This window comes from Paenibacillus wenxiniae (assembly GCF_039822605.1).
GTDB lineage: Bacteria > Bacillota > Bacilli > Paenibacillales > Paenibacillaceae > Saccharibacillus > Saccharibacillus wenxiniae.
The window spans coordinates 1-14,243 of sequence record NZ_JBCGUH010000015.1 but is presented as its reverse complement, the minus strand read 5'-3'; the positions used below and the strand labels follow the sequence as shown (position 1 = coordinate 14,243).

Genomic DNA, 14,243 nt, shown 5'->3' with positions numbered 1-14,243 from the left:
TAAGCAACGTCAAAAATAACACAGAATAAAAAGCCGCATACCTCCTTGTTCATTAGGAAATACGCGGCTTTTTGTTACATATTATAGTACGTTAAATATAGTGGCTGGAGCTATTCATCATTTAAAATCAGGCACTTATCCCTGCCTACAATGATCCGAATCGATCAAGTAGTCAGATTACACGTAACCAGCTCACACATCGATTACTTCGTTGTTGTATATTGCTGATTTGCAATCGCATCAATCTGCTCTTTTGCTTTTGGATCAGCGGCAATCACTTTATCGTATACAGCCTGATCATTTTGTTTCTCTTTTTTGAGCGCAGCCAGATAGTAGATCGCTGCCTGTTTGTTCGTTGCATCGCTCAGATCATCACGTACACCTTTTTTCAGTACATCAACCGCCTGAGCTGTTTCCCCTTGCATCATGTAGATCTCGCCTACGCTGAGTGCAATTTTAGGAGTTACGTCAAATTCACGACCTTGCAACTGACCTTCAGGCAATGTTTTCAAATATTGAATACCATCCAACACTTGTTGATATACAGTCAGACCCGTTTGGAAATATTTCTGTTCAGCAGCCTTGTCTTTGCTCTGATATGCCTGATTACCAAGCACATAGGCTTGTGAGAGTACACCTTCATACCACGTAATATCCCATTTGTATTTCGGAATGCTATCCACGAGTAGAGCAAATGCTTTATCGTTTTCACCGTGAACTTGATACAGATTAATTAATTGCTTCACGATCTCTTTGTTATATGGCTCACGTGCATGTGCTTTATCCAGTAGCGCAAGATCTTCATTATAGAATTGTTCATTTTTCGTTTGCTGATATCCTTGCGCCAGCAGGGAACTCATATAAACGACAGCCTCTGGATACGTACTACGAATCGATAAGGCATCATCCAGCAGCTTACGATATTGCTCATAGGTTGCATTCGGGCTACCTGCCAGTTCTGCAACATCGACCACATCTTTAGCTGCCTGTGTAAAGCGCAGCGAAGTGAAGGAGATGATAATGGCAGCCAGACCAATCAATGTAACATAAATACCACGCATCACACCTGCTTTAAGCTTGAGACGCTTGAGCGGCTTTGCATCCATCGCTGCGGTCATACCACCCAAACCGAGGAAGACGAGAATACCCATATACGCATAACTCAAGTTAAAGTCGAGCAAGCTGTGCATCAGAATCGATACGGCGATAATGAAGTACAGGAAATGTCCTTCACGTACTTCACGCTTGGATTTGATGTAACCGCGAATATATTTGTAGAAAATAAAGCCGATAAACAAAATGAAAATAATAAATCCGATCGCACCAACCTCAACTAGATACTGGAAGAAGAAGTTGTGGACCTGACGGCTGACATACGGGTTGTTCTGGTACGCTTCAAAGGAAGCACCCCATGCGCCACCGCCACCGCCAAAGAACGGATAATCACGGAACAGTTTCAGAGCATCACGGTAAAATGTGAAACGCTCCAGTACACTACTTTGCTGAAAGTTAATGTTCTCAAAACGCACGCGAATGTTCGCAGGCAGCAGATTACGCAGATTCGTCGCAATCAACAGCAGCAAAATCACACCGCCAAGTACAGCCGAACCAATCGGCAACCATACACTTGCAAAGCGACGTGCGCCCCAGCCTTCGGTTTTGCTTTCCAGCTTTGGAGCGACAAAACGTCCGATTGCCATCGCCAGCAAACCTACGATCAGGGAGGTGATCAGTACGTATCCCCAGCCTTTAGCAGCCGTTACACCATCATACTTCGCAATCATTTGCAAACCGATATTCGTGACCGGATTCAAAATAATAGCCGTAGCCACGCCTGCAATAACCATATACATAATCCATAAAATTTGCTGTGCCGGACGTAGCATCAGCAGCAGAATCAGCAGTACGAATGGGAGTACGACCAGACCACCGCGAGACAGGGTGAGGATCAACGACAGAATGATCGGTACCAGCATAAAGCCATGCAGCAGATGATCATACCACTTTTTCAAGCGGCTTACATTGAACAATCCTGCAAACAACATCGCCATCAGGAAAGCTGCGTATGTATTGGCATACTGGAATACAGAAGTTAAACGCCAGCCGTTAGAGTCACTCATAATGGCATCGGTATACACACCGTTTTGTACGGCTGTCGAGAACCAACCTACAAGCTTACCACCGAGTGGAGCCTGCCCAAACCAGTTAATAAAGCCAAACATAATAATAATGTAGGCCGAACCCATAATTGTCATTTGAATGATTCGATTCGATAGACGATCACGCAACATATAGGCACCGATAATGAAAATAAATGCATACATCCATTGAATTAGCACCATATTTACGGCATAATGCCAAGAGGCGGCACCAAACATGGAAATCATGTACGAGATGGGCAGCAAAATGATCAATAATGAGATCATATCCCGCTGGTCATCCAATTTCACCTGCTTGTAAAAGTAAATCAATCCTAAAATCACAATTACGCCGGACAGCAATACTGCCCAAAAAATCGGTTTTTCAAACGTAAAGCTCAAACCATTAAATAATGCAATTTGAAATGGGGTCCACAACAGAAATAAAATAAGACAGATGTTAACGACCCAGAACATGCCATTTCGTTTTCCGTCCTCGGTGGACGCTTTAAACTGTTTGCCGTATACTGGATTAGCCAATGTTTTAAACTCCTTTTCATAAGAGGTACTAGGACATTTTAGCATAATACTATTTATATTCACCACTAGAGCATCACAATATGTTCAATATTATTATTTCATTCGTGTTATGAAGAGAACGAGAAGAGGTTTTATTTAACTTTTGCACGATACAAGGAGCTTATCAATGAAAAATCCGGTTATAAAAAGAATCTTACTTATTTTAATTGCTTTCATTTTGACAGTATGTTTTTTCTATATAATGAAGGGTTATCAGCAGGCAACGGTAGCTCTCAAATTAACTTTACAATATAAATCGAATATAAATGCTCAAGTGCAGCTGTTTTATGCAGATCAGCAAGATGCACCATGGAGCGAAGAACACTCCGTCTCGGCTACATACGATAAGTCTGGTGATTGGCAGCAACTACAGTTTGCTATTCCCCAATCTGCGGTTGTACTGAGATTAGATACAGGGAATCAACCGGCGCAAGTGAACATGAAGGATATAACGCTCAAAGCGAATCAAGCGCTCCGTCTGGATATGGCTAATTTGCAGCTGAAAAGTCAGCAGATCGAGATTAGCAACAGGCAAACAGGTGTTATGGATCTCCGTTCGTCAGGAAATGATCCATATTTCAGTTTTAATATAGAGGCATTCAAACCTTTAATATTAAAAGGAAGTGTGATGTATGATGTCCTGTTCCTCGTATGCAGTTTAGTTGTAGCCTTTTTATGCGCATGGTCGCTACGAAATGCGAAAGAAGCTGCTCGTTATGTGAAATACGGAATTCAAGGACGTGGATTGATTTTTAGTCTGGCGAAAAACGATTTTAAAACGAAGTATGCAGCGTCCTATTTAGGGGTAGTATGGGGCTTTATCCAACCGTTAATTACGATTGTAACGTACTGGTTTGTATTCCAAATCGGTTTGAGAAGTGGTGACGTATCTAGCGTTCCCTTTATTCTCTGGTTTATTGCCGGCATTATTCCATGGTTCTTTTTTTCAGAAGCATTACTTGGAGGAACCAATGTATTCGTTGAATACAGTTATTTAGTTAAGAAAGTTGTATTCAAAATTGAGCTGTTGCCGATCGTGAAAATTGTCTCTGCTTTGTTTGTACATTTATTTTTTGTAGCCTTTATTTTTGTCGTTTATGCAGCGTATGGTCATTATCCGAAGCTTATTGACGTACAGTTACTTTACTATCTCATCTGCTCGTTAACGTTAGTCTTTGCACTGGCGACTTTAACATCAGCGATTATTTTATTTTTCAAAGATTTGAATCAAATTATCGGAATTATATTGCAAGTCGGATTTTGGTTCACACCGATCGGTTGGACGGTTACGATGCTCAATTCATTCTGGGCTTTTATTTTCAAATTGAATCCAATGTTTTATATCGTGCAAGGGTATCGTGATACATTTATTGATGGTACTTTTTTCTGGCAAAGACCTTATCAAACATTGTATTTTTGGATTTTCTGTATGATCGTTCTTATCGTTGGCATTAAAATTTTCAAAAAATTAAAGCCGCATTTTTCGGATGTGCTGTAGGAGTGAACATATTGGAGCCTATAATCGAGGTTAGAAACGTTACCAAAACGTATAAATTATATGATAAACCTATAGATCGCTTGAAAGAATCGTTAAGCTTCTCCAATAAAAAATATCACCAAACCTTTAATGCTCTGGATGGGTTGAGCATGAATATTTATCCAGGTGAAGCTGTAGGTCTTCTGGGACGAAATGGCTCAGGGAAATCTACATTGTTGAAACTGATTACGGGTATCTTAACGCCTACACATGGAGAGATTATTGCGCGTGGCCGTATCTCTGCCATTTTGGAGCTTGGAGCAGGCTTTAACCCTGAATATACAGGGCGTGAAAATATTTATTTGAATGGATTAATGCTCGGTATTACGCGAGAGGAAATGGATCACAAAATTGATAGTATTATCGAGTTTGCCGATATTGGAACGTTTATTGAGCAACCTGTAAAGCTATATTCAAGCGGAATGTTTGCCCGTCTAGCATTTGCCGTTTCGATTAATGTGAATCCCGATATTTTGATTGTGGATGAAGCGCTGGCAGTAGGGGATAGCCGCTTTCAAACAAAATGTATCGATAAGATGAAAGAACTAAAGCAACAAGGCGTGACCATATTGTTCGTATCGCATGCGGTTGAACAAGTAAAGCGTTTTTGCAACAAAGCCGTTTGGATCAAAGAAGGACATGTAGAAGCGGCTGGTGAATCGAGCGAAATCGTGGATTTGTATGAGAGCTATATGAAAAACGGTTCTGAAGCTATTATAACTCCCATTGAGGTTGTGCCAGAGTCAACGGCTGAGCTTGAAGCTAATGTAGAGACGACTGTTACTGCGCCAAAGTCATCGGAATATATCGCTTACATTACCAATGTCACAGTTAACAAACAAGCGATTAAAACGTTTGATGAAGTGATAGTGGAAATTGAATACGAAGTTTACGAGGATCATCTTAACGATTTATTAGTAGGTGTAGCCTTATATACACCTGATCGAGAATACATTTTTGGACCGAATACGTTCCTCGAAAAATGCGAGATACCACAAACGAAAGGTAATCATATCGTACGTTATATTATTCCTCAAATCCCTCTTCTAGGAGGGGTCTATTGCATTGATGTAGGGGTTTTTAACAATGAGGGCTTGGTATGTTTACACTATCGAGAGAATGTCCAATCTATTTCCATAACGAATAAATATTTTTCAGAAGGACTCGTATATATGAATCATAGATGGGAAGTGATGCAATGACGCTTTTTGACCAGTATCAACGGTACAACAACGCAGCATTAGCTATAAATTGCATTAGAACGGATGGACAAACGTTTCGCATACTTGAAGTAGGCGCAAATGAGCATAAAAACTTGGAAACCTTTCTTCCACAGGATCAGATTATGTACCTGGATATTCAACTTCCGGATCACCTGATGGATGATCCGCAGTATATACTAGGTGATGCGACAGCGATGGAGTTCAAAGACGATGAATATGATGTCGTGATCGCATTAGATGTGTTTGAACATATACCGCCTGACAGAAGAAAGCAATTTATTGACGAGCTACAACGCGTAAGTAAAGAATTTTTCCTGATTACCGCTCCATTTGATTCCAAGCAAGTAGTAAATTCTGAGACGATGGCCAATGCGGTATACAAAGGAATTTTTGGAGAAGATTTTATTTGGCTGAAGGAACATCGAGATAATGGATTACCTAAACTTGATGAGTTAGAAAACTATTTATCCAGCCAGACCGATACGTTTTATAAAATTGTAGGTCATGGTAATTTAGACATTTGGGAGAAAATGATCAAAATTCATTTTTTCGCAGCCTGTCATCAGCAACTTGGTTTGTACAGAGATGAGTTAGACCATTATTACAATAATCATATTTTTGAATGGGATTATTGTAAACATTCGTATCGTAAGATTGTTATAGCTTCCAAGAAAAATAATCTGGATATCATTGATTCTATTTTCTTTGAGAAAAAAATGCCAGTCGAATTGTTGGAAGGATTAAATAAACGTGAACAGGATTTTTATCATTTAGTATCGTTATTGCGTGTTGGATCAGCTATACATGCAAATCTTGTCGAAGATGAGTTAAAAGTATATATCAACACTGGTGAAGATTATAACGAGAATGATACAATTGTATATGAGTTGATCGGCCAAGAGGAATCAAAGGAATATCACTTTGATCTTCAAGAGTATGAATCTATTGTTTCTATTCGTGTAGACCCATCTAATTATTCCGGTATTTATAAAATACAGGATATTCGACTGGTGAATAGTGAGCATGAGTATCTGCCCTACACGCTACAAGGAAACTTTGATATTGAAGTAGACGATATCTATGTTTTTGACAAAGATGATCCATACATCATATTCAATCTTCACGAACCAGCTAAAGTTAGACAATTATCTTTGACAGTTTGTTCCGGAACTCGTGATCTAGCTGCTAAAGTAAATCAAATTCAATATGACAATAGTGCAGCACTTAGAGAAGATTTGGAAAAGCTACAACAAGAGCATGCTGAACGTATGATGGAATTACAGCAGAAACTGGACGACTCTGAGCAAACATTACATGACCATAAGAAGGAGTCATCTGAGAAAATCAAAGATTGTAATAACGAAAAGTTGGCTTTAGTACAGGAATTAAACGCAGTCTACAATTCGAGAAAATGGAAGTATCTATTGTTGGTTTCAAAGTTTTTCGGAAAAAGATGAATAAATGGATAGGGAGTAGTAACGAATATGGGGGAATCAAATAAACAAAGTCTAGCTCAATTTCTAGCAGGAATGCTTCGAATTAAAACCAAAGTAGAATTAGTTCCGTTAACCGATTTAAAAAGGTTGGGTGCTACAAAATGGGAAGTGCTTGGGGACGATCCACATTTTTTATTAAAAGGAACGTTTTATGGCGGGTGGAATAATATTCAATGGGAATCGAATGCTACAGATATGATTCCACTGAAATTATACTGGGATGATGGACATGGCTTTCGAGAAGAAAATAGTCTTTTAATGTCGACGACTTCACTTGGTCACAGAAAACAATATGTCACATTGTTTATTCCTCCTGAAGCTAGATCATTACGTTTAGATCCAGGTGAAAGTAAGCTGGAGTTTGAAATTAGCGATTTGGAATTCAAAAAAGTGAACAAGCTCCATATTGCACTCAAATCTTTCCAAAACACTTCTAAACAACATGGAAATTCATTCCGTGCGATAAACCATATGTTTAAAAGAACGATGAACGTATATCGTGAATATGGTTTAAAGGAAGTTTGGAATAAAATCAAAACGAAATCTGTTGCACAACAGTCACCTGAGGCTAACCTCATCGATCATAATCGCTATCAGTTGTGGACATCACCTTCATTATTGCCAGTAGAAGAAATGAAAAGTAAACTGGAACAACTTAGTTACCATCCACTCATCTCTATTATTGTGCCTGTATACAATGTAGAGGAAATCTGGTTGCGCAAATGTATTGATTCCGTAATTGCTCAAATTTATCCTAATTGGGAATTATGCCTCGTGGATGATTGTTCTCCCAAACCGCATATTAAACCAATCCTTCAAGAATATGCAGAAAGAGACTCACGAATCAAACCTGTATTTCGTGCGGAGAATGGTCATATTTCGCGAGCTTCTAATTCAGGCATAGAAATTAGTACAGGAGAGTTTATTGCATTACTTGATCATGATGACGAATTGGCTCTGAATGCTCTTTACGAAAATGTACTGTTACTTAATCGTATTCCTGTAGCTGATGTCATCTATAGTGATGAGGATAAAATTTCAGTTGAAGGAGAGCGCCATTCGCCATTTTTCAAACCGGATTGGTCTCCCGATACATTGTTATCGCAAATGTATACATCTCATCTAACACTATACCGTAAATCTATGGTAGAAGCTGTAGGCGGGTTTAGAGTGGGTTTTGAGGGGAGTCAAGACTATGATTTGATGTTGCGTATATCGGAGCAAACGCAAAACATTTATCATATCCCAAAAATTTTGTATCACTGGCGAGCGATTCCTGAATCAACTGCATCAACTAACACCTCGAAAAATTATACTCATACTGCAGGTTTGAAAGCAGTTAAAGATGCTATTCAACGGCGAGGTATGCAGGCATATGTAGAAGGGGTAGAGGATACAGCCAATTTATATCGAGTTCATTATAAGCCCATGGGTAATCCTAAAGTTTCAGTTATCATTCCAAGCAAAAATATGACAGACGTAGTAGATACTTGTTTGAACTCGATTTTTGAGAAGACTTCTTATTCAAATTATGAAGTTATTATTATAGATAACGGTAGTACAGATGTTACTACTCATAAACTTTATGAGTACTGGCTAGATAAAGAACCTAATCGTTTTAAAGTTTATGAATATAATATTCCATTTAATTATTCTAAATTAAACAATTTTGGTTGTACTAAAGCTAGTGGAGAATTGATATTATTTTTGAATAATGATATAGAGATTATTACTCCAGATTGGATGACTGAAATGGTTGGACAGGTGATACGTCCAGAAATTGGAGCAGTTGGAGCAAATCTTTTGTATCCAGACAATACTATTCAACATGCTGGTGTTATACTAGGCATTGGCGGTGTGGCTGGGCATAGTCATAAGCATTTTAAAGCATCAGATTATGGATATTTTAGTCGCTTAAAGATGGTGTCTAACTATTCTGCAGTTACTGCTGCTTGTCTGATGGTTCGTAAAGATATTTGTGAAGAAGTCGGTGGGTTTGATGAAGATTTGCAGGTTGCTTTTAATGATGTGGATTTTTGCTTGAAAGTTAGAGAAAAGGGATATTGGAATGTTTGGTTGCCTCAAGTTCAGTTATTTCATTATGAATCCAAAAGTCGAGGATATGAAGATACTCCTGAAAAGCAAAATCGTTTTAATAGTGAAATAGAACTTATGAAGGAGCGCTGGTTAGATGAATTGATTGAAGACCCTTTTTATAATTCTAACTTAACTAAAGAACATGAAAACTTCTCGCTAGGAAATCCTATTGAGCGATAAGAATGTGATTACTCTATACAAAATAATTAAATTTACTGCTCCATTTTCTTCCAAAATAGAATGGTGCAATTAATTGGAGTTGAAGTATATTTAATGATTCCAATAATCATATTTATAAATTTAAATCTATAGATTAAGTGACCATATTATCAAATGAGGAGATTGTATAAATGAGTCTTATGTCAATAAAAGTAAAGGAGCACTTTTGGCAGCTACTTACTTTAGGAGTATCTGGATTGATGTTTTTAGTTTGGGCGTATCATATTCCGTTTAACAATGCTCCCGACGAATTAATGAGGTATCAGATTCCTCAGTTTATCTTTAAGCATGGAAAGTTACCGACAGGATACGATAAGGAAGTGATTTATGATTTGGGGAATTGGTCTTATGGATTTTTTGCGCAATTTCTAGGATCTATTCTAAGTTCATTTTATATGGCAATTATGAGTTTATTTAAAAATTCTGATCATGCGTTATTGTTCGCAGCACGTTTAGCTAGCGTAACATTTGGTATAATAGCAGTATGGTTTACTGGGAAGAGTATAGAAATTGTTACAAAAAGTAAAAAGATGGCTGTTATGGGTATGTTTTTTTTAGCATTTCTCCCTCAATTTACTTTTTTGTCAAGTTATGTAAATAATGATATAACGGCAGTTGCTGGTGTTAGTATTATTATTTATAGCCTGTTAAAAGCAAACTTAAAGAGTTGGACCATTAAAACAAGTATTTTATTATCAATAGGATTTATTATTTGTGGTTTAGGATACTTGAATTCTTATGGATTTATTTTAATGGGAGGAATATTTTTTGTTATAAGTCATATTATGGACTATCGAAGTGGAAAAATCACTGCTAAACAAGTAAGAATTAATATTATAACTGCTATAATATTAACTTGTTTAGTAGTCATTCCATTTTATATTCGAAATTATTTACTCTATAATGATTTTTTAGGTATGAAGACTTTTACTAACGAATATCTAAAATGGATTGCAGCAGGGGGACAAGTTTTACTTAGAGCATACCCTGGGAATTTGATTGATTTATTAACTGATCTAAATTATTTAAGAAGTGTTTTCCATTCTTTTGTAGGTCAATTTGGTTATATGTCTGTAATAATGGATGATTTATATTATCGTTTTTATTTATATACAGGTATTATAGGAACTCTAGGATTTGTTTTGAGATTTATTTATGAGAAACAGAAACGTGTTTTGGACTTGGGGAAAATATTGTTAATTTGCTCAATATTCCTAAGTTGTTTAATTACTATTTCTCTTCACATTTATTATTCTTTGACTCATGATTATCAACCACAAGGTAGATATATTATGGCAATAGTTGTTCCTTTAATAATAGTTGTAACGTATGGTTTTCAATATATTGTTAAAAATTATATTGTTTATCAAAAAGAGAAAATCGTTGTTGCAGTACTATGTTTGTTATTTTTGTATGTAAATTATAATATATATATAACGTATATAGTCTAAAATGATGTTATCATTTCTAAATCGGACTTTATAATTTAATGATAGCATTATTTGGCAACGAGTATTAATTAAAGTGAGTTAGAGTATTTATAAGAATACTGGGAAGAGTTATTGCACGATATGACATTAATTGAACTATTTTAAATTTATTTATAGACAAGTATAAATAACATGGAGGAATAATGGATATTAAGCCAAATCACCCAACTGTTTCGGTTATAATCCCAATATATCGAAATGAAGTATTTATATTGGAATTATATGAAAGATTGATTTCAACATTAAATTGTATAACAGAAAAATTTGAGATTATTCTTGTAAATGATTGCAGTCCAGACCATTCATGGGACATAATTAAAACTATAGCGAGCCATGACCAACGAGTAATTGGTATTAATTTCGCTCGGAATTTTGGACAGCATTATGCGATTACAGCCGGGTTAGATCAGAGTCGATACGACTGGGTTGTTGTAATGGATGGAGATTTGCAAGATAAACCAGAGCAAATAAAACCTATGTTAAGTAAAGCATTAGAAGGATACGATATTGTTCAAGGAAGAAGGGTGAATAGGCAAGATAGTTTTTTGAAAAAATTATCCTCTAAGTTGTTTTACCAGCTATTTAGTTATTTAACTGAAACTAAACAGGACTCATCAATTGCTAACTTTGGCGTTTACCATCGTAAAGTGATTGAGGTTGTTGTTTCAATGCGAGAAAGTTTACGGTTTTTTCCTGTTATGATTAAATGGGTAGGTTTTCGCAGTACTATGATTGATATTGATCATGGGGTTAGAGAATCAGGAAAGTCAGGATATTCATTTAGAAAGTTAATTCATTTATCGATGAATACAATCATTTCGTTCTCTGATAAACCGCTTCGTTTGACAGTGAAAGTAGGCTTTGGAATTTCTTTATGCGCATTTATCTATACGAGTTATATCGTTATTAAAGCTTTCTTAGGAGATACTAGTATTCAAGGATGGTCTAGTTTGATAGCATCTGTATGGTTACTTGGAGGATTCATTATTTCAATTTTAGGAGTTTTAGGTCTATATATAAGTCGTATTTTTGATGAGGCTAAAAAAAGACCTATTTATATAATTAAAGAGACTACTAAAACTCTAAAATAGTATGTTCTAACTATGATATTTAAATAAATAAAGTTTTGATTGTTAAATAAATGTTAAAGCAATATCTATAATTGTATATACGTATACTATATTAATTAAAGAACTTACAATATATTAAAAGGGTAAGGAAGATTTTCAGTATGCAAACGGTTAGTGCTAATTATTTTCGTTATGCCTTATCAATCTTTTTTGTATCATATGTCAAGCTTTTTTGGTAGGAAAGCCTAAAGAAGTATAGTGTAATCAGAAGTATATGCTTTAATGAGATTGGTCAACATTTAAGAATATAATTAACTTTACTTGCCAATAACCGCTTCAAATATTTATAAGTAAAAAAAACTGACAGGTTCCCTATGCGACTCTGAGTCGCATTTTAATTTGCTCTAGTGTCGACCTCGAGCTGAGCTTGGTTATAAATATATTTAATTATGTCATGCTTTTTCTGCTGCCGCAGCCATGTATCCTATCGTTCAATCTTCCATAGCTACATAGGCACAGCGCAGCAAATAGAAGCAGGGGCAAGTAACGGTCAGTGTCCTAAACCGAGCGATTATGGTACCGATCCTTGGACAACCGAACTTTCGTCTATGAAAATAGGTTTTAATCGCCCAATATTTCTTCATTACTTGGGGAAACATCCGTACATTAGAAAAGCCCTCATGTGCTGGAGATCTATGCCTTCTCCATCTTTCCAACATAGGAGCAAAGCGGCGTTCTCCACGACATTGAATTTGCTTTTATGGTGATATACCCGATAGTTGTAGGAGCCGATGGTCACCAGATCGGTAGCCGTTTTCGAGATGTAGGAAGAAAAGTCTTTGATCGTTTTGATGAAGTTGTTAAATTAGTATTCAATTTTTTGAAATAACTATAGAATGGAGAATTTAGCCATGAAAGGTATTATTCTTGCAGGTGGAACAGGTACACGTCTGTATCCGCTAACTAAAGTAACGAACAAGCATTTGCTGCCAGTTGGCAAATATCCAATGATTTTTTATTCAGTACACAAATTGAAACAAGCAGGCGTTAACGATATTCTGATCGTTACAGGTAAAGACCATATGGGCGATGTTGTAAACCTGCTTGGAAGCGGAACAGACATGGGCGTAACCTTTACATACAAGGTGCAGGATGAAGCTGGCGGTATTGCACAAGCTTTGGATCTGGCAGAGCATTTTGTAGGCGATGATCAAATGATCGTTATTTTAGGTGATAATGTATTTGCTGATGATATTACACCTTTCGTAGATAACTTCCGTACCCAGCAAAAAGGCGCCAAGTTGCTTCTGCAACAAGTTCATGATCCACAACGTTATGGTGTGGCAGAATTGGATGGAGAACGCATCGTATCCATTGAAGAAAAACCGAAAGAGCCAAAGAGTGAGTATGCAGTGACAGGAATTTATATGTTCGATAACCATGTATTTGATATCGTCAAAACATTGAAACCTTCTGCTCGTGGCGAACTGGAAATTACAGATGTGAATAATGCGTATATTCAACGTGGCGAACTGTCATTTGATATTTTGCAAGGCTGGTGGACAGACGCAGGGACACATGCATCGCTCGCCAAAGCAAATGAACTTGCAAAAGATATCGTATTCGGCGAAGAATTTGGTAAGCTGAAGCTATAGGAGGATATGATGAAAGCTACTTCACTCAAACTGCAAGGCGCTCTACTGCTTGATCCTGTAGTGCATGGGGATCACAGAGGCTTTTTCATGGAAAGTTATAATGAAAAGTTGATGCATGATCTAGGCATTACACATGAATTTATTCAGGACAACCAGTCTCTATCGGCGGAACCGGGTGTTTTGCGAGGAATGCATTATCAGTTGAATCCTAAAGCGCAGACCAAATTGATACGTGTTATTTCGGGTGCTATTTACGATGTGATTGTGGATATTCGTAAAGACTCACCAACATTTGGGCAATGGCAAGGCTTTATTTTGAGCGAATATAATAAGCGTCAATTGCTCGTACCGCAAGGCTTTGCGCATGGATTTTGTACACTAGTACCCGCTACTCAGGTGTTGTACAAAGTGGATGAGTATTATTCGCCTGAGCATGATCGTGGCATTTTGTGGAATGATCCTGCACTTGGTATCGATTGGCCGGTGAATCAACCGATTTTATCGGACAAAGATACACGTCAACCATTGTTGAAAGATGCGGATCTTAATTTTTAACTGAACATCGATTAGTAATTTATACGTATAAATATCATTATTTATTATGCATGAATAAGATTCAGCAGTTTTGCTGAATCTTATTCACTGATTACAGGAGGAATAGATATGAAATTACTCGTTACCGGCGGTGCCGGTTTTATCGGTAGTAACTTTGTGCTGTACATGTTGCGTGAACATCCCG

General features: G+C 37.0%; 9 protein-coding genes. 8 read left to right on the top strand and 1 reads right to left on the bottom strand.

What is annotated here, in order from left to right; translation table 11 throughout:
* Positions 1-203 precede the first annotated feature (203 nt).
* Positions 204-2,678: an O-antigen ligase family protein gene (locus AAHF22_RS19615; protein WP_347326710.1), complete on the bottom strand. Its 2,475-nt coding sequence runs from the start codon at positions 2,676-2,678 to the stop codon at positions 204-206.
* Between the two features lie 166 nt (positions 2,679-2,844).
* Here AAHF22_RS19615 and AAHF22_RS19610 point away from each other — a divergent pair, with 166 nt between their 5' ends.
* From AAHF22_RS19610 to rfbC, 8 genes are all read left to right on the top strand, one after another.
* Entirely contained in the window at positions 2,845-4,215 is a 1,371-nt protein-coding gene (locus AAHF22_RS19610) for an ABC transporter permease (protein ID WP_347326709.1), read from the top strand.
* Positions 4,216-4,226: 11 nt separating this feature from the next.
* Entirely contained in the window at positions 4,227-5,456 is a 1,230-nt protein-coding gene (locus tag AAHF22_RS19605) for an ABC transporter ATP-binding protein (protein WP_347326708.1), read from the top strand.
* Positions 5,453-6,934 (top strand): class I SAM-dependent methyltransferase, encoded by a 1,482-nt coding sequence (locus tag AAHF22_RS19600; protein ID WP_347326707.1) that lies wholly within the window; start codon positions 5,453-5,455, stop codon positions 6,932-6,934. The genes AAHF22_RS19605 and AAHF22_RS19600 overlap by 4 nt, the downstream gene beginning before the upstream one ends.
* 27 nt (positions 6,935-6,961) lie before the next feature.
* Positions 6,962-9,250: a glycosyltransferase family 2 protein gene (locus AAHF22_RS19595; protein WP_347326706.1), complete on the top strand. Its 2,289-nt coding sequence runs from the start codon at positions 6,962-6,964 to the stop codon at positions 9,248-9,250.
* A 170-nt stretch (positions 9,251-9,420) separates the two neighbouring features.
* A complete protein-coding gene (locus AAHF22_RS19590; protein ID WP_347326705.1) occupies positions 9,421-10,740 on the top strand; it encodes a phospholipid carrier-dependent glycosyltransferase in 1,320 nt (439 codons plus the stop codon).
* Between the two features lie 182 nt (positions 10,741-10,922).
* Positions 10,923-11,870 carry a glycosyltransferase family 2 protein gene (locus AAHF22_RS19585; protein WP_347326704.1) on the top strand — a complete coding sequence of 316 codons (948 nt, stop codon included), beginning with the start codon at positions 10,923-10,925 and terminating at the stop codon, positions 11,868-11,870.
* An 890-nt stretch (positions 11,871-12,760) separates the two neighbouring features.
* Positions 12,761-13,504, top strand: a complete 744-nt coding sequence (locus AAHF22_RS19580; RefSeq protein ID WP_347326703.1) for a sugar phosphate nucleotidyltransferase — start codon at positions 12,761-12,763, stop codon at positions 13,502-13,504.
* 9 nt (positions 13,505-13,513) lie between these two features.
* Positions 13,514-14,059: a dTDP-4-dehydrorhamnose 3,5-epimerase gene (gene rfbC / locus AAHF22_RS19575; RefSeq protein WP_347326702.1), complete on the top strand. Its 546-nt coding sequence runs from the start codon at positions 13,514-13,516 to the stop codon at positions 14,057-14,059.
* The last annotated feature ends 184 nt before the right edge of the window (positions 14,060-14,243 follow it).

What these genes read in the sequence shown, in the direction of transcription:
- AAHF22_RS19585 (WP_347326704.1), top strand. Translation starts at nt 10,923, where the DNA reads ATGGATATTAAGCCAAATCACCCAACTGTTTCGGTTATAATCCCAATA.
- AAHF22_RS19610 (WP_347326709.1), top strand. Translation starts at nt 2,845, where the DNA reads ATGAAAAATCCGGTTATAAAAAGAATCTTACTTATTTTAATTGCTTTC.
- AAHF22_RS19590 (WP_347326705.1), top strand. Translation starts at nt 9,421, where the DNA reads ATGAGTCTTATGTCAATAAAAGTAAAGGAGCACTTTTGGCAGCTACTT.
- rfbC (WP_347326702.1), top strand. Translation starts at nt 13,514, where the DNA reads ATGAAAGCTACTTCACTCAAACTGCAAGGCGCTCTACTGCTTGATCCT.
- AAHF22_RS19595 (WP_347326706.1), top strand. Translation starts at nt 6,962, where the DNA reads ATGGGGGAATCAAATAAACAAAGTCTAGCTCAATTTCTAGCAGGAATG.
- AAHF22_RS19600 (WP_347326707.1), top strand. Translation starts at nt 5,453, where the DNA reads ATGACGCTTTTTGACCAGTATCAACGGTACAACAACGCAGCATTAGCT.
- AAHF22_RS19580 (WP_347326703.1), top strand. Translation starts at nt 12,761, where the DNA reads ATGAAAGGTATTATTCTTGCAGGTGGAACAGGTACACGTCTGTATCCG.